Source organism: Algoriphagus sp. oki45, assembly GCF_036245605.1.
Taxonomy (GTDB): domain Bacteria; phylum Bacteroidota; class Bacteroidia; order Cytophagales; family Cyclobacteriaceae; genus Algoriphagus.
The window spans coordinates 316,996-333,608 of sequence record NZ_BTPC01000002.1 but is presented as its reverse complement, the minus strand read 5'-3'; the positions used below and the strand labels follow the sequence as shown (position 1 = coordinate 333,608).

Below are 16,613 nucleotides of genomic sequence, written 5' to 3'. Positions count from 1 at the left end.
GAAGAGTGATTAGAATTGGTCGATGTCTTGGTAAATATTCGTATTGGTTGTCAGCAAATTGACCATCAAGGCATCATGAGCTCTGGCGAAAGTACTGTTGTAGTTAGACTGGGTATAATCTCCATTTCCGTTGAAGATCAGCGCCACAGCCATGCCGTTGGAATGGAACATGTAGCCGGATCTAGTCCCAGGCAAGGCTCCATAGAAGAACTTAAACTGATTGGATATGGCAATTCCATTAGCAAAGTTTCCATTGGCTGTGGAGCCTTGGATAAACTGATTATAAATGGCCGATTGAAGTAGTTCAGGACGGGAAGGATTTCCGTCAATGGCTGTGACAAATCTCAGCAAATCGGGAGCCGAGGTGACAATCCCAGCGTCGCCGTCTCTTCTTTCCAGATTGAAATTATATTCGAATCCTTTCGTGCCGCCCTGTCCGTAGTACACCGCTTCATTGGGCTGTCTGCCCTGAACACCATTCTTGCCAAGTACGGTCGATTTCATCTCCAGAGGATCGGTAATCCGCTCTTTGATAAACTGGGCAAAACTCTTTCCGGAGACCTTTTCCACCACCCGCGCTGCTACAAAATAGTTGGTATTGATATACCAATATTGGGAACCGGGGTCAAAATTCAAGGTACCGTTGTCCATCATCCAATCGAAAAAGCCAGCATTGGTTCTTTGCTGTTCATAATCAATTGCGTCCCGATTTCCTGCCACTACCCAGCCTCCTGAGGTCATTTGAAGCAGATTCCGGACAGTCACTTGCAGGACACGATTGGAATAGGCCTTCGTTCCATAAGTGGTGCCGAGAATGCCTCCGTCTCCGAATACTTTGTCATCCAGGCTGATTTTTCCATCCTGAACCAAGAGCATGATTGCCAATCCTGTGAAGGTTTTGGATACACTGGCAACCCTCATTTGAGTTTGGGTTTGCATCGGCTTATTTTGGGCCTGATCTGCGACTCCATATGCTTTTTGGTAGACCAGCTTGCCGTTTTTGGAGATGGCCAGACTCGCTCCGGGAATATTGTTTTGGGAAATAAAACCCTCGACCTGACTGTCAATGACTGCTAGATCCTCCTGAGCGGCATTAGGCTGTGGGGTAGGAGTGGGATCTGTGCTTTCTGAACAGCCAATCAGGCCGATCAAAAGTACCATACCTAAAAATCGAAAATGGGTTAAGATGAGCTTTTTCATAAAGTAGGGAAGGTTTGATATTTACCTACTCATCGAAAGACACATCCCAAAGTCATCAACTTGGAAAAATTTTTTTTCGATAAATCCAGGCCAAACACAGGCTTAGGGCTACCAATCCCCATGCAATCCACAAGATATGAGACCTTGGCTTAAGAGAAACCGGCTCAGGATTTCCTAAAATGATGAGACTTGCCCAAAAAGAGGGGGCCAATTCCCTCCCTTGAGATTGGGACAAATAGCTCAGTTTGGCCTTCCTCAGCGCTTCATCTTTGGGCATTCCTTCCTCTAAAAAACTGTAGAAATCCTCGGCAATCCGTACGCTTGTTTTTTCATCAATTTTGCCCAGGCCGATGAGCATCGCTTGGGTACCGGAATAATTGAAGGCATGTGCCAGAGAGATCATTCCTTCTCCCGGTGCATAAGCTGGCTTGCCGGATTCGCAGGCCAGGAGTACGGCAAGCTCGGAACTCAAATTCAACCCGTAAATTTCACTGGCGAAAAGTTCGTGGGGTTCCAAGGGGTTTTCTGAAGATTTGGCAAAAATCAAACGGGAATCGCTCGGATTGACATTGCTGGAAAATGCATGGGTCCCCAAGTGGAGAATTCGGGATTTTCCGGCTTCCTTTTTAAAATTGGCTACGGTGGATCCACTTTCCAGAAATACTTTGGATTCAAATCTCGCCGAAATCTCCTCCACCAATCTTCTGGTGAAAGGCTGGGGAATCAGCTCCAGATAGCTTTTGTCCACATATTGTCTATCCCTGAAAGATGCCTGATAGGACTGCTTCATCTGGTCAAAAAAGCCCGGAGCAAAGGCGACCAGTTGTTCTTCGTAGGCATTGGGGCTTTGTTGGTCTAGTAACAGCAGCCCATATTGATACGAAAAGCTGTGCTTTTGCAAAAGGGAGTGAGCGATAAGATCCGACCATTTAGAGACAGGCTCTTGGCTCAGTGCTTCAAAACTCAAGTTGAACAGCAATCCTTCTGGAATGATCACAACGCGCTGAGTTTGAAGTTGAGCTAGTGCAGGTTTCCAGAGCAGCTGATACAATTCATGAAAAAGGGCAGGCTGAAATTTGTTATCCGAGGACTGAACTGCCAGTTTTTGCAACAGGGAGGAAAGAGGCTGAGTGTCTAAAGGGATCAGTTTTTTGTTTTTTCCGCTGATGACCAATACATGCCACTCCTGACCGACCTGTAAGTAGCGGAGGTAAGTCCTGTCCGGTTTGAGCTGGGCAAAAACCCTCTTTAGGATACTTTCACTGCTTTCGAAGTGGAGTTGAAAATAGGTCGGATAGGTTCTCCTCAGCATATCCAAAAAGGCTGTCCATTCCTGATTGGCTTGGGTGAATTCTTCTAAATTATCTACTTCTTTTTGAAGAGAGGCTGTCAAGCGTTCCTTTAGGCTTTTTTCCCGTTGGAGAATTTTCTCCGGAATGCCCCCGTACCTTACCTGCTGATTCCTTTGAAGCCTTGAGCGAATCTGACGATATCGGGCATGCTCGTGGTAAGCCAAAAGCCGATCGAGGTGGACTTCTGCACCACTTCTCTGATACAGATCGAGCTCGACCTGCTCCAAAAACTCAAAGTACTGCCGGTTGAGGTCAAGTTGGATGCTGATATCCGAGGGTTCAAAAAGAAAATCAGACTGGGAATCCAAAATCTGAAGCCCTTCCAAAAGTTCCTTTTCAATGGATTTCAGAAGCTCCAGCTCCCGATTGCTTAGGTTGTAGCGATTTTTATTTCGAATCAGGATAAGCTGAGGCTTCTGAAAAACGGCCTGAAGAGAGTCCCGGACAGTGGTGCGACGGCTTACCAGGGTGTTCCAAAGTGCAAAAGCCTCTGAGATGGTTTGCTGGGATTTCTGGTATTGATTGCCCAGCTGATAGATGGTTGCTTGATTGACCGCCTGATTCAAATCCAGATACAAATTGTCTGAATTGATCTCAGCCAGATAAGCTCTGGCAGTCTGGGAAAGCGAAATAGCCTCTTCGCTTTTCTGATTTTCTGCCAGAAAGAGAGAAAAATTCTTCAGAAAATCCAGGTAAATCACGTCGAATTCTCCCTGCAACTCATCTTCGAAAATTACTTTGGCCTTGCGATAAAGGGAGTCTGCTGTAGCTTCATTTTGAAGAAAGTCCTCCATTCTGGCCAAAGTGTGAATCCCATCCCCCTGCCAATAGGCACTCTCCTGTCCACTATTCTGCAACCTTCTCAGACCTTCTTCCAGGTATTTCCTAGCTACTTCCAGATCTTGGGTGTCAAAATAGATTTGTCCCAAGAGGATTCGGGATTTGGTGGTATTGAGGTTTTCTTCCCCAAGTTCTTCTGATTTTCTCTGATAGGAATACTCCAATAGCTGCTTTGCCCGACTGTATTGACCCAGCTGCTTGTAAAGGCCGGCAAGATTATCGAGAGAACTCAGGTAATCCTGCAGGACCTTTTGGTATTCCAAGGCATCGAGATTAGTGGCCATGTATTTTTCTCGGAAAAGGATGGTCTGATTCATGGACTTTTCAGCGGCATCGAAGTCACTTTGGGCCATTTGAACTCCTGCCAGGTTATTAAGAATGATGCTTTTGCGGTAGAATTGATTTCTCGGATTGGATTCCAGAAGGTCTATGGCCTCCAGTGTTTTCTGGTAGAAATAGGCTGCAGAATCGAGATTGGACGTGAAGTAGGCGATATTCCCGAGATAACTATTGGCAAAATAGATATGCTCAGCATCATTTTCGGCAGGTTTGATTTGGAGGACTTGAGCGAGATGTTTTTTGGCTGCGGGAAGGTCCATGTTTTTTACGGCCAATCCACCGAGATTCACATATAGGCCGGCAAGCACTTCCGAGATTAGGTTTAGGTCTTTTTTTGCCCAATCCAATGCGAGCAAAGTCTGTTCATAAGCCAATGTGGTATTGCCAAGGTATTCGTACCAGTTGGCCAAGCTTTTGGCCATTCTTCTGCGAAAAGCAGGGGTTGAGGAAAGCCTTTCCCAATCCAGATATACTTTTTCGAGCTTTTGATTAGCCTGAGGTGAGGGATTATTTGCTTGGAGAATTCGGCCATACAAGACCAGATAGTCAGGTAGGCTGTCATAGGCTTTGTCATCGATCAAGTTTTGGCTGAAGTCTTGAATTTGGCTGAGTGCTAGTGAGGACTCACCATTTTCAAGCATTTTTTCCCAGGAAGCTTTAGGAGAGACTTCCTGAGCCAAAAGTGAAGAGGATAAAAAGAAGAAGAGCAAGATTAAAAATCTGTCCATGGGGGATGAGCGCTAAGTTACCTTTAACCGTCATCGATTAAGATAGAAAAAAGTCATCGGAATTAAGGGAATTACCTCTCTGATCAGGTCCTGAAGAAAACAAAAAGCCCAGCATAAATGCTGGGCTTTGAGTACCAGGAGCGGGAATCGAACCCGCACGGCCTAATGGCCACAAGATTTTAAGTCTTGCGTGTCTACCTATTCCACCATCCCGGCTTACTCTAGGTATGTTGCTAGAGCTTCAGGCATTGAAAATTCAAATGTCCTGAAATGACAAAGCCCTTTTTCAAGGGCTTTGGAGCGAGAGACGAGATTCGAACTCGCGACCCCGACCTTGGCAAGGTCGTGCTCTACCAACTGAGCTACTCTCGCTTGTATGACCAGACCGTTGTCTAGGCGAATTGTGGATGCAAAGGTAAGGCGAGAAAATATTTTTGCAAGAACCCGGCTAATAATTTTTTCCAAAATCCCCGATTTAGTTGGCAACCAAGGGAATCAAAACTCATAAGAGGCAAGAATTTTCACCATTTCTCCCACATTTCTTGCTCCCAGCTTTCTAAGAATGTTTTTCCTGTGTGTAGCCACAGTATTAAACGAAATATTTAGCATATCAGCAATTTCCTTGGATTCTTTTCCCTGCAAAATCAAGGACACGATTTCCTTTTCTTTTTGGGTAAGATTTACTGCCTTGTCATCGGGAGAGCTTTTACTCACAATGATCTTACTGCCATCATCTCTGGTGTAGGAATAATCCCAGTCGTAATTTTTAAGTTTGGGAGGAGACACCAACCGGACAATGATATGAAGGTCCATGATAAAATTTCCCTTTTCATCAATCACATAAGGACGAACTTTTGATGTCATCCATATTACCTCTTGGGTGGTGCGGTGTACCCACCGTGTGGTATAGGAAAATTGGAAAGTATGTCGCTCTGCTAAGGATAAACTATGGAATGCATCAAAAACTATTTTTTGGAATCGAAATAATTCGGGACGATCATCTTCGTGGATCATGGTAAAGGAAGTTTCCATTCCTTTCTTTCTAAACATAGATTCCGGATATCCTGATATCTCTTCAACATTTCCGGTAAAAAAAGCAAGATTTAAGTTTCGGTAATCAAAACAAGCTACGACCAAGCCTTCCTGAATTCCAATATTTTTTGCCAGGGTCTCCAATTCATTCAAAAGCTTTTTCTCATCCAGCTTTCCCTTGAATTCCTGCTCCTTCCACTCCTGGAAAAACTTGGTAAACTTTTCCTGCTTTTTTAGGTCTTTAAGCAATACCTTGTCCATAAAAAACCTTCTGTGTTAAATTTTAAAACTTGAATATAGCAACCTTTTAGATCATACTTACTCCAATTTTTTCTTAATCTCGTGAAGTTTCAGTAAAGCCTCAATAGGGGAAATCGAATTGATATCAATACTTTCCAACAGTTTTTTGGCCTCTGAAAATTTAGGATCCATTTCAAACAGAGACAATTGATAATTGTTTTTGGGAACCGCTTTGAAGCTTTCCTTTTTTTCTGACATGGCCTTGTCTTTTTCCAAGTGAGCCATAATCTCTGCAGCTCTCAATACTACTGGGTTTGGCATTCCTGCCATTTGTGCTACATGAATCCCAAAGCTGTGCTCACTTCCTCCTTCCTTTAGCTTTCGCATGAAAATGACTTTGTTTCCCACTTCTTTCACGGATACATTGAAGTTTTTAATTCGGGGGAAATCCTCCGTCAATTGGTTCAGCTCATGGTAGTGAGTGGCAAAAAGCGTTTTAGCTTTGAAAGTGGGGTTATTATGCAAATACTCCACAATAGACCAAGCTATGGAAATCCCGTCATAGGTTGAGGTTCCTCGTCCTATTTCATCCATCAAAACCAAGCTCCTGTCCGAAAGGTTATTAAGAATGCTCGCCGTCTCGGTCATTTCGACCATAAAGGTAGATTCTCCTTTAGAAAGATTGTCCGAAGCTCCCACTCGGGTGAAAACCTTGTCGATGATTCCTATTCGTGCAAATGTAGCCGGAACAAAGCTTCCCATCTGAGCCATCAGGACGATCAGGGCCGTCTGTCGAAGAAGAGCGGATTTACCGGCCATATTTGGACCTGTAATGATCAGAATTTGCTGACTGTCGTGATCGAGATAGATGTCATTGGGTACATAGTGCTCACCGGGGGGAAGCTGCTTCTCGATGACCGGGTGCCTTCCGTCTTTAATTTCCAAGGTCTCGGTCTCAGAAATTTTTGGTCTACAGTAGGAATTGGACAAGGCCACTTTGGCAAATGATATCAGGGCGTCCAAAGTCCCCAAGATCCGGGCATTTTGCTGAATCTGGGTTACAAATTGGGCAGCTTCATTGACCAATTCCTGAAAATACTTCTGCTCCAGAGCAATCATACGCTCTTCTGCATTGAGGATTTTCTCTTCGTAGTCTTTTAGCTCAGGAGTGATGTACCGCTCGGCATTGACAAGGGTCTGTTTGCGAATCCACTCCTGAGGCACTTTATCTTTGTGCGCATGGGTCACTTCCAGATAGTATCCAAAAACCTTGTTGTAGGAGATTTTTAGGGAAGAAATTCCGGTGTTGGCAATTTCTCGCTGTTGAATCTGAACCAAAAAATCCTTGCCTTTATTGGCCAATCCCCTGTATTCATCCAACTCAGCGTCTACTCCGTCCTTGATGACTCCACCCTGATGAACCAACATAGGAGCATCTTCCTGCAGCTCCCGTTCGATTTTTTCCAAAATATACTCGCAGGGATGAATCTGATCAGCCAGGCGCTTGAGCGTGGGATTTTGTTGATTTTTGAGCAGATCTCGGATGGGTAAAGTCGATTTCAGCGCACGCTTGATCTGATTCATCTCCCGAGGATTGACCCGGCCCACCACTACTTTGGAAATCAATCGCTCAAGATCCCCGATATGCCGGAGCTGAGTGAGAATTTCCTCGATCAGGGTTGAGTTTTGGTAGAAAAACTCCACTGCATTGAGTCGCTCCTCGATCAGTTTTTTCTCCTTCAGAGGTAAAACCATCCACTTTTTCATCATCCTTGAGCCCATAGGGGTCACGGTTTGATCCAAAATCTGAATGAGGGGCACCCCTCCTTCATGCTGGGCAAAAACCAGTTCGAGATTTCGGATGGTAAACTTGTCCAACCAAACGTATTTTTCTTCGGCAATTCGGGAAATGGAAGAAATATGCTGCACTTCCTTGTGCTCAGTCTCTTCGAGATAGTGCAAAATGGCACCCGCAGCAATGACTCCTGAATCCAAATCTTCGATGCCAAAGCCCTTGAGGTTAGCTGTGCCAAAATGGTTTTTGAGTTTTTCGTAGGTAAAGTCAAACTGGAAGACCCAGTCTTCACAGTGAAAAGTGATAAAATCGTTCTTGATGAGATCTGCAGCTACTTTTTTTGCCGCCTTGGAGAAAATGATTTCAGAAGGAGCAAAGCTTTGAAGGAGCTTTTCCACATAAGAAGAACTTCCCTCCGCACACATGAATTCTCCGGTAGATACATCCAAAAAAGCAATCCCGTGCTTTTCTTTCCCAAAATGAATGGAAGCCAAATAGTTGTTTTTTCGGGTGTCCAATACCTGATCGTTGTACGATAGCCCTGGAGTGACCAACTCTGTCACGCCACGCTTGACTATCCCTTTGACCATTTTGGGATCTTCCAGCTGATCGCAGATGGCTACCCGATTGCCTGCTCGGACCAGTTTGGGCAGGTAATTGTCCAGGGAATGGTGGGGAAAACCAGCCAACTCAATATGAGAGGCCGCACCGTTTGCCCTTTTGGTCAGGACAATATCCAGTACCTTGCTGGCCACAATCGCATCTTCTCCAAAAGTCTCGTAAAAATCCCCGACACGGAAAAGCAGCAAAGCACCGGGATGTTTGGCTTTGATGGCATTGTATTGCTTCATCAGCGGGGTTTCTTTTCCGTCTTTGGACTTGCTCATGAGTTGAGAGAAATGGGTTACTTTTGGAATGAAAATGAGGGTTGAAAATAGCCGAATTAGTCTAGGAGTTCAAACAAGATGAAGAAATTAAGCATGGAAGAACTGGACCGGATGTCTGTCCAGGAATTTAAAAAAACCGAAAAATCGCCATTAGTAATCGTCCTCGATCAAGTAAGAAGCCTCAACAATGTGGGCTCCGCATTTCGGACTGCGGATGCATTTCGTATAGAAAAGATTTATCTATGCGGAATTACCGGTACTCCACCTCACCGGGACATTCAAAAAACAGCATTAGGTGCTACCGAATCCGTAGATTGGGAATATTGCCTCAATACCATGGATGCCGTAAAGAAATTAAAAGAGGAAGGCTATCAGATCTGTGCCTTGGAACAGGTGGACCGATCGATCAATCTAAATGAATTTTCTCCTAAAAAAGGCAAAAAATATGCATTAATCTTTGGAAATGAGGTATTTGGAGTGGAAGAAGAAGTACTTATATCATGCGATCATGTCTTGGAAATCCCACAGCTCGGGACCAAGCATTCTTTGAATATTGCTGTTTCTTTGGGTATTGCCGTTTGGGATATGATGGTCAAATTGGACCAGTTTTAAGCTTTTTTTTGGGAATTGGAGATAAAACTCGCACTGCTCGGATCATCGGGATTTTTCAGAAGCCCAAATCCGCCAGTTTCAGGTGGGTTTTGATTAGGTTTGAACTTGCCTTGGCTACCGTTTTCCCGGATTCTTTACGGATGATCGCCTCCCAATGATTGAGATTGGATCCAGAGCGAATCAGTTTGGCGGTGACTTCCAATACCTCGCCGGTTTGGGCAGAGGATAAAAAGTCCACATTGAGATTGATGCTAGTCATCAAATATTCTGATCCTGCGACAAAATTTCCCATGCCAATCACATCATCCAGTATCAGAGAAGCGACCCCTCCATGCAGTACTTTTCCCGGATTGCACATTTCCGGGCGAACGGTATACTGCACTTTGATGTGATGGTGATCGATTTCCAGAAGCTTACCGGCAAGCCAATTTCCAGCTGCTGAAGGGGTTTTGTCCAAGGTTTGTCCGATTTGGGACTGAAAATACATTAATCGGGTAGAAGCTTCCATTACTAGTGGTTTAATTCAAAAGCCGAAAATAATCCTCCATTACCGTTTTCAAAATGGAAAGCTCATTTTCCTCTGCCCAAAGGGTAAAAGTATTATCTCCCACTTTCAGCTGAAATGAATAATCCTCCTCCAAGTAGGGTTTCAACTGGCTAAGGAGCTGAAAATGATCGGAATTATTTCCATTAGAAAAGTTTAGAATTTCCGATTCTTCGCCTTTCTGGGCAAAGATTTGGATGGGATAATCAGCCTTTTTCAATTCGAAAAAAATGTAGGCTTCGTCTTTGGCAGGATTGAGAATAATCACCGGGAAAAAGCTGGGAATAGAATCGGATTCGACCCGTTTGGAATGTCTAAACAGGGTCATTCCCGCATCTCTTCTCATTTCACGGTCATAGTGAATTCCACGTACATTGAGAAAATAAATTCGATTGGCGTCTGCAGCAAGGAAAGATCGGTCCTTACCGGAATTATCTGCTCTATATCCGTCAAAAAAGGAGAATACCAACACCATTCCTAAGGAGGAAAAGATGAAGATTTTCAAAATTCGGAAGATTTCCGGGCTCAGAATAGGGTCTCGTGCAGGCATGCCAAAATCAGTCACAAGGATAACCCCTACGATCTCAAGATGGTTTACCTCACGTACGATCCGGCATTCATATCAATAGATGTTCCGGTAGCGTGGTCAGCCAATCCTGAGCACAGCAAAGTAACCATGGGAGCGATATCCTCAGGCAAAGTCAGTTCTTTCAGTGCAATATCCTTAAGCGCAAAATCTTCTCCATATTCCGAGAGGATCTCATTAGCCATATCCGTACGTGTAAATCCAGGTGCAATCAAGAAAGCTTTGATTCCGATTTTTCCATAATGCCTTGCTATAGAGCGGGTTAGACTCACCAAAGCCCCTTTAGAAGCAGCATAAGCCAAATAGTCCGTCGTATCTCCCCGAAAAGCAGCCCGGGATGAAATCATCACAATTCTCCCGTTTTCCTGAGCTTTTGCCTGGTCCACAAATTCCTTGCAGAGAATACCCACAGCCGTGGCATTGACAGCCATGACTTGATCCCAAATTTCCAGCCATTCACCAGTAGGCAAAGTATCCGGTGCGGAAGGGGAAATTCCGGCATTGTTCACCAGACCGGTCAATGGTCCAAACTCTTTCGCCAGTCGGGGAATAAAGCCCACCACTTCCGCCGGTTGAGATAGATTGCAAGCAGCCAAGTGAGCTGGATTTTTGAGTTGAGCAAGGAGACTTTCAGCCTCGGATTTGTTTGAATTGTAGTGAATAATCACTTCAGCCCCAGACTCGGAGAGCTGTCTGGCTATCGCCCTACCTATGCCTCTAGAAGCACCTGTGACCAGTATTCTTTGGTTTTTAAGGGAAATGTTCATGGATTATTTACTTGTCCAGTTTTCTCTGATCGACAAATGCTGAATATGCGCCAAATGGTGGGAAGAGTGCCATGCGTACATCAGCGTCACTTCCTCCAGCTTTTGAATTTTCTTGCTTTCTGGATGAAAATAGGTCTTTTGAAAATCCGCTGATTCCATAGAATCCAACAATAGACTCCACTTGGAGTGGATAATCCGGATCAGGTGAAGTGAGTCCTCCACAAGCATGGAATAGTCTGCCAGATTGGCCCAAGCCCCTTCATCATAGGGTTTGACAGTCGGCTGGTCCTCAGTGAGGGCCAGTTTGAATCGGATAAATGCATTCATATGACTATCTGCACAGTGATGGATGACCTGTCTCACTGTCCACCCACCTGGCCGATAGGGAGTGTCCAGTTGGACAGGAGAGAAGGAGCTTATAGCTGTGAAAAGGTGGGTAGGAAAACTGCGGAGAACCTGTTTTGCTTCTTCAATATCCTGGGCCGAAATGATCTGCGGAACCTGGAATTTCCCGATCGGATACTTTAAAAACTCGATATCTGTTGTCATAAGCTGAATTATTGGCCACCTGCGGCGATGGTGGCTAAATCTACAGCTTTTGCCCCACTAGCCCAAAGAACATTCGCACAGGAACACAGGGTAGCTCCAGTCGTAATCACGTCGTCTACCAAGAGCAACCGCAAGCCCGATACTGATATTCCTTGAGGTACGGCAAAGACCTCATCCACATTTTCCATTCGCTCCAATCGGGATTTTTTGGTCTGCGTTTCGGTAAATTTTCTCCTTTCCAAACAGTTAAAAACTTGTATTTCAAGGAATTGAGAAAGTCCTTTTGCAAATTCCGCGCTTTGATTGTATCCCCTTCTTTTGAGTTTCATCGGATGGAGTGGTACTGGGACCACAGCATCCCAAACATTTTGATATCCTGCAGTGATTAGGATTCTAGCATACAGCCGTCCGAGTTCCTCTCCCAGTTCTGGTTGATTACGATATTTCAACTGATGAAGGAGTTTTTGACTTTTTCCCTTCTTTGAAAACCTTAAAAATGACATAACCCGATTCACCTGAGTCAATCCTTGAATCTTTGATGTAAGTTCATTATCAAAGGGTCTCAAGTGGAAATTTGCCACAGGCAGCGTTCCCTGACAAGTAGTGCAAAGGCATTTTTCGAAGTCGTACAAATCAGTACCGCAAATAGAACAGCTGCGGGGAAAAACCAAATCCAAAAAATCTTTCCACAAAAACAAACGCATCGGTAAAAAGTAATGTTGAACAACCTCAAGGTAAAATATGCGGTATATTTACACCATTGAACTATATCCCTAAAATTTAATGAATCTGATAGAAGAATTCAATGCTTATCGTTCTCAGATGAACGAAAAAATCATGGCCGAGGACAACAAGGTGATCAAGCGCTTTTTCAATCTGGATACAAACACCTATGCAGAAGGTGCCTTGGACATCAAAACTAAAGAAATGATTGGTTTAGCCTGTTCTATGGTTTTAAGGTGTGACGATTGCATCAAGTATCATTTGGGGAAATCTTTTGAAGCAGGAGTAAGCAGAAAAGAAGTCTTCGAGGTGTTTTCTATAGGGATGATCATAGGGGGTTCTATAGTAATTCCCCATTTAAGAAGAGCAGTAGAATATTGGGAAGAGCTTGAAAATCAAGGATAAAGTATGTTTAAGAGAGATTTGGATCTTGAAAAAAAGTGGTCGAAGTTATTGATAGGCTTGGAAAATGCCGTAGGGAAAAAACCAAAGGATCTGAATGGCGTATTGTTTTTGATTGGAGTGCAAGAATTGGGAAAAGGACCTCATTCCTTTTCCAAGGAACAAAAGCAGGATTTGATGCACATTGCCATTTGCAAAGTGCTGAGCTATGCTGGATTCTATGAATTGGATTTTGTGGACCAAGAAGGTTGGCCGCATTGGAAGTTGGTAAAGGAATTACCCCATATAGATTTATTGGAACAGGAAAAACTGCTTAAACTTCAGGTTTTGGAGTATTTCGAAAAAGAATATCAAATAGAAATCTAAATGGAATCAAGAATAATGCAAAAGAGCCCCTTATTGAAGATGGAAGCGATTCCAGATGATGAATACAAATCAAAACTGAACTAATGAAACTTATTTCTTACAATGTCAATGGAATTCGCTCAGCTTTAAATAAAGGATTTGCGGATTGGCTGGCTCAGGAAAACCCAGATATCATTGGTTTACAGGAAATTAAAGCTCAGGAAAAGGATGTCAATGCCAGTATCTTCACTGATCTCGGGTATCAACTCTATTGGATGCCTGCTCAGAAAAAAGGGTATAGTGGCGTGGCTATTTTTACCAAAATCAAACCCAAATCAGTAAAATATGGAATGGGCTTAGACAAATACGATGATGAAGGAAGAGTGATTCAAGCAGACTTTGAAGGCTTTTCTTTTATTTCCTCCTATTTCCCTTCCGGAACTACAGGAGATATAAGGCAGGATTTCAAATATGAATTTTTGGATGATATCTATGGATACATGCAAGACTTGAGACGTGACAATCCTACGCTGATTTTAAGCGGAGATTATAACATTTGCCATAAGCCCATAGACATCCACAACCCCGTGTCTAACAAAAACTCATCAGGATTTCTTCCAGAAGAGCGGGCATGGATGGATAGATTTACTGAATCGGGATTTATTGATACATTCAGACACTTCAATCCAGAGCCTCATCAGTATACCTGGTGGAGTTTTCGTGCCAATTCCCGTGCAAAAAATCTGGGATGGAGGATAGATTACCATATGGCAACCAATGAATTGCAAAACAAATTAAAAAGTGCCGTAATTTTGCAGGATGTAAAGCATTCGGATCATTGTCCGATTGTCCTTGAATTAGCAAATGAATAAGTAAATAAAGTCTTGACAGAAGAATAATTCCCTAATGAAATCCATAAAAATTTCAATTCCTTCTCTGATTGAGAATATAAAAATTATCGAAAGCTTTATTGACAATGCAAAAGAAAGCTTCGAAATCAATGATGATATCTATGGGAATATTATGATTTCTGTGACGGAATGCATCAGCAATGCCATCATTCATGGTAACAAGGGAGACAAGAATAAATTGGTGAACCTCGAACTTAAAATGGAAGATGACCAACTGAAATTCATAATCCAAGATGAAGGACAGGGATTCGATTTATCTGAATTACCAGATCCAACCGCTCCTGAGAATCTGGAAAAACCAGGAGGAAGAGGAATTTTCCTGATAAGACACCTCAGTGATGAAGTGAAGTTTGAGGAAGGCGGGAAGAAGGCGATTCTTTCCTTTTACATGGATTAGAAAATGGCGATCCTATTCTTCTCAGAAGATATTCGATTTGATCTCCCTGAAAAAAGGAAAAGAAAATCCTGGCTGAAATTATTAGCATCTGGTGAAAAATTCTCAATAGGAGAATTGAATTATATTTTCTGTTCAGACGAGCACCTCTACCAAATCAATCTGGAATACCTCAATCATAAAACCTACACTGATATAATCACATTTGATAACTCAGAAGGGGAAAATGAAATTGAAGGGGATATTTTCATTTCAATAGAACGAGTAAGAGAAAACGCACAAAAAGAAAATGTATCCGAAACAGATGAATTGAGTCGAGTCATTTCTCATGGGCTTTTCCACTTGATGGGGTATAAGGACAAAACAAAAGAACAAGTCGAGGAAATGAGAGCGCAAGAGGAGAAAGCTATAAATCTGTATAAGAATTCATAAACGTTTCACGTGGAACATCCCCATTAAGAAATCATTTAATGTTTCACGTGGAACACAGCATAAATACACATGTTTCAGAAGTATGATGTAATTGTAGTAGGAGCAGGACATGCAGGATGCGAAGCTGCACATGCCGCCGCAAAGATGGGATCAAAAGTACTCCTGTGTACAATGAACATGAATACCATCGCGCAGATGTCTTGCAATCCTGCAATGGGTGGAGTCGCAAAAGGCCAAATTGTAAGAGAAATAGATGCGCTTGGGGGGATGTCAGGAATTGTATCTGACCGGTCTATGATACAATTCCGCATGCTTAATCGATCCAAAGGTCCAGCAATGTGGTCCCCACGGACACAAAATGATCGAATGCGATTCGCCGAAGAGTGGAGAATGACATTGGAACAAACTCCAAACGTAGACTTTTGGCAAGAAATGATAACCGGAATTCTTGTCAAAGACGGAAGAGTTCGAGGTGTAAAAACAGGAATAGGAATAGAAATAGAAGCAAATGCAGTAGTCCTGACCAATGGTACATTCCTAAATGGAATCATCCACATAGGCGAAAAACAATTTGGAGGTGGTAGAACAGGAGAAGCAGCAGCCAAAGGAATTACCGAACAACTGGTACAGTTAGGTTTTGAGGCAGGAAGAATGAAAACCGGAACTCCACCAAGGGTCGACGGACGCAGCCTCGACTATACCAAAATGGAAGAACAACTAGGAGATGAAAATCCGGAAAAGTTTTCTTATTTGGATATTACTGAACCTCTAAAAAATCAGAAAAGCTGCTGGATTACATACACAAATAAGGAGGTCCATCAAACTCTAGAAACAGGATTTGAAAGATCTCCTATGTTTAATGGACGAATCCAGGGACTTGGGCCACGCTATTGCCCAAGCATTGAGGATAAAATCAACCGATTTGCCGAACGGGAAAGACACCAGATCTTCGTAGAGCCGGAGGGATGGAATACAGTAGAAATCTATGTCAATGGTTTTTCTACCTCTCTTCCTGAAGACGTACAGTACAAGGCACTGAGACAAATTCCAGGCTTTGAAAATGCAAAAATGTTCAGACCGGGTTATGCAATCGAATATGATTTCTTTCCACCAACCCAGCTTCATCTAACACTGGAAACTCAACTGATAGAAAATCTATTTTTCGCTGGCCAAATCAACGGAACAACTGGATACGAAGAAGCAGCTTCACAAGGCCTGATTGCAGGAATAAATGCAAGCTTGAAGGTTCAGGAAAAGGATCCTTTTCTCCTTCAGCGATCAGATGCTTACATCGGGGTTTTAATCGATGATTTGATTAATAAAGGCACTGAGGAACCTTACCGAATGTTCACCTCCCGGGCAGAATTTCGTCTGTTGCTAAGACAGGATAATGCAGACTTGAGATTGACAGAAAAGGGATACCAAATTGGTCTAGCAGATGAAGAAAGACTACAGGCAATGCAGGATAAAAAAACCAAAACTGCTCAGCTAATAAACGATCTCAAGCAAAAGAAATGGACCCCCGAAGAAATCAACACAAATCTGGAAGAATTGGGAACAGCCACAATCCAAGAAAAAACAACCATAGAAAAACTACTGAAAAGACCACAAATTGGAATTCAGGAATTAAAAGCAATCCAACCAGAATTTGATGGGTATCTTTCCAAATATTCAAAAGAGGTTTTAGAACAGGCAGAAATCCAAATCAAATACGAGAGCTATTTGGAAAAAGAGCAGCAAATGGTTCAGAAACTATCCAATATGGAGAATTTTAGGATTCCTCATAAGTTTGATTATCTAGCAATCACTGCCCTTTCTGCTGAGGGCCGACAAAAACTAAATAAGATCCGCCCTGAAACTCTAGGACAAGCCTCAAGAATAAGTGGGGTATCTCCAGCAGATTTGTCAATTCTTACGGTGTACCTTGGAAAATAA

Annotated in this window: 16 protein-coding genes and 2 tRNA genes; 7 read left to right on the top strand and 11 right to left on the bottom strand. The window is 43.1% G+C overall.

Going from position 1 to position 16,613, the window contains the following annotated elements; all coding sequences use genetic code 11:
- Positions 1-9: 9 nt before the first annotated feature.
- The 6 genes from AAA942_RS10915 to mutS form a co-directional block, all read right to left on the bottom strand.
- Positions 10-1,200, bottom strand: coding sequence for a serine hydrolase domain-containing protein (locus AAA942_RS10915; protein WP_338220304.1), 1,191 nt, complete (start codon positions 1,198-1,200; stop codon positions 10-12).
- 55 nt (positions 1,201-1,255) lie between these two features.
- Positions 1,256-4,459, bottom strand: coding sequence for a CHAT domain-containing protein (locus AAA942_RS10910; RefSeq protein WP_338220303.1), 3,204 nt, complete (start codon positions 4,457-4,459; stop codon positions 1,256-1,258).
- 132 nt (positions 4,460-4,591) lie between these two features.
- Positions 4,592-4,675, bottom strand: a tRNA-Leu gene (locus tag AAA942_RS10905).
- Positions 4,676-4,755: 80 nt separating this feature from the next.
- A tRNA-Gly gene (locus AAA942_RS10900) sits at positions 4,756-4,831 on the bottom strand.
- A gap of 123 nt (positions 4,832-4,954) precedes the next feature.
- Positions 4,955-5,752: a LuxR C-terminal-related transcriptional regulator gene (locus tag AAA942_RS10895; RefSeq protein WP_338220302.1), complete on the bottom strand. Its 798-nt coding sequence runs from the start codon at positions 5,750-5,752 to the stop codon at positions 4,955-4,957.
- 57 nt (positions 5,753-5,809) lie between these two features.
- Entirely contained in the window at positions 5,810-8,413 is a 2,604-nt protein-coding gene (mutS, locus tag AAA942_RS10890) for a DNA mismatch repair protein MutS (RefSeq protein WP_338220301.1), read from the bottom strand.
- 78 nt (positions 8,414-8,491) lie between these two features.
- On the opposite strand from mutS, the gene AAA942_RS10885 reads away from it, so the two are divergent.
- Complete coding sequence (locus AAA942_RS10885; protein ID WP_338220300.1) at positions 8,492-9,025, top strand: RNA methyltransferase; 534 nt, start codon at positions 8,492-8,494, stop codon at positions 9,023-9,025.
- Between the two features lie 55 nt (positions 9,026-9,080).
- On the opposite strand, the gene AAA942_RS10880 is transcribed toward AAA942_RS10885, so the two are convergent.
- The 5 genes from AAA942_RS10880 to AAA942_RS10860 form a co-directional block, all read right to left on the bottom strand.
- Positions 9,081-9,533 carry a PaaI family thioesterase gene (locus AAA942_RS10880; RefSeq protein ID WP_338220299.1) on the bottom strand — a complete coding sequence of 151 codons (453 nt, stop codon included), beginning with the start codon at positions 9,531-9,533 and terminating at the stop codon, positions 9,081-9,083.
- A gap of 10 nt (positions 9,534-9,543) precedes the next feature.
- A complete protein-coding gene (locus tag AAA942_RS10875; protein ID WP_338220298.1) occupies positions 9,544-10,074 on the bottom strand; it encodes a hypothetical protein in 531 nt (176 codons plus the stop codon).
- An 89-nt stretch (positions 10,075-10,163) separates the two neighbouring features.
- Complete coding sequence (locus AAA942_RS10870; protein WP_338220297.1) at positions 10,164-10,922, bottom strand: SDR family NAD(P)-dependent oxidoreductase; 759 nt, start codon at positions 10,920-10,922, stop codon at positions 10,164-10,166.
- A gap of 3 nt (positions 10,923-10,925) precedes the next feature.
- Positions 10,926-11,471 (bottom strand): YfiT family bacillithiol transferase, encoded by a 546-nt coding sequence (locus AAA942_RS10865; protein ID WP_338220296.1) that lies wholly within the window; start codon positions 11,469-11,471, stop codon positions 10,926-10,928.
- A gap of 8 nt (positions 11,472-11,479) precedes the next feature.
- A complete protein-coding gene (locus tag AAA942_RS10860; protein ID WP_338220295.1) occupies positions 11,480-11,920 on the bottom strand; it encodes a ComF family protein in 441 nt (146 codons plus the stop codon).
- 334 nt (positions 11,921-12,254) lie between these two features.
- Between AAA942_RS10860 and AAA942_RS10855 the strand changes: the two genes are divergently transcribed.
- The 6 genes from AAA942_RS10855 to mnmG all read left to right on the top strand — a co-directional run bounded on the left by AAA942_RS10855 (position 12,255) and on the right by mnmG (position 16,613).
- Positions 12,255-12,599: a carboxymuconolactone decarboxylase family protein gene (locus AAA942_RS10855; protein WP_338220294.1), complete on the top strand. Its 345-nt coding sequence runs from the start codon at positions 12,255-12,257 to the stop codon at positions 12,597-12,599.
- A gap of 3 nt (positions 12,600-12,602) precedes the next feature.
- A complete protein-coding gene (locus AAA942_RS10850; RefSeq protein WP_338220293.1) occupies positions 12,603-12,962 on the top strand; it encodes a hypothetical protein in 360 nt (119 codons plus the stop codon).
- Between the two features lie 83 nt (positions 12,963-13,045).
- Complete coding sequence (locus AAA942_RS10845) at positions 13,046-13,813, top strand: exodeoxyribonuclease III (RefSeq protein WP_338220292.1); 768 nt, start codon at positions 13,046-13,048, stop codon at positions 13,811-13,813.
- Between the two features lie 34 nt (positions 13,814-13,847).
- Positions 13,848-14,249, top strand: a complete 402-nt coding sequence (locus AAA942_RS10840) for an ATP-binding protein (protein ID WP_338220291.1) — start codon at positions 13,848-13,850, stop codon at positions 14,247-14,249.
- 3 nt (positions 14,250-14,252) lie between these two features.
- On the top strand, positions 14,253-14,678 hold the full coding sequence (gene ybeY / locus AAA942_RS10835) for an rRNA maturation RNase YbeY (RefSeq protein ID WP_338220290.1): 426 nt from the start codon (positions 14,253-14,255) through the stop codon (positions 14,676-14,678).
- Between the two features lie 69 nt (positions 14,679-14,747).
- Positions 14,748-16,613: a tRNA uridine-5-carboxymethylaminomethyl(34) synthesis enzyme MnmG gene (gene mnmG, locus AAA942_RS10830; protein ID WP_338220289.1), complete on the top strand. Its 1,866-nt coding sequence runs from the start codon at positions 14,748-14,750 to the stop codon at positions 16,611-16,613.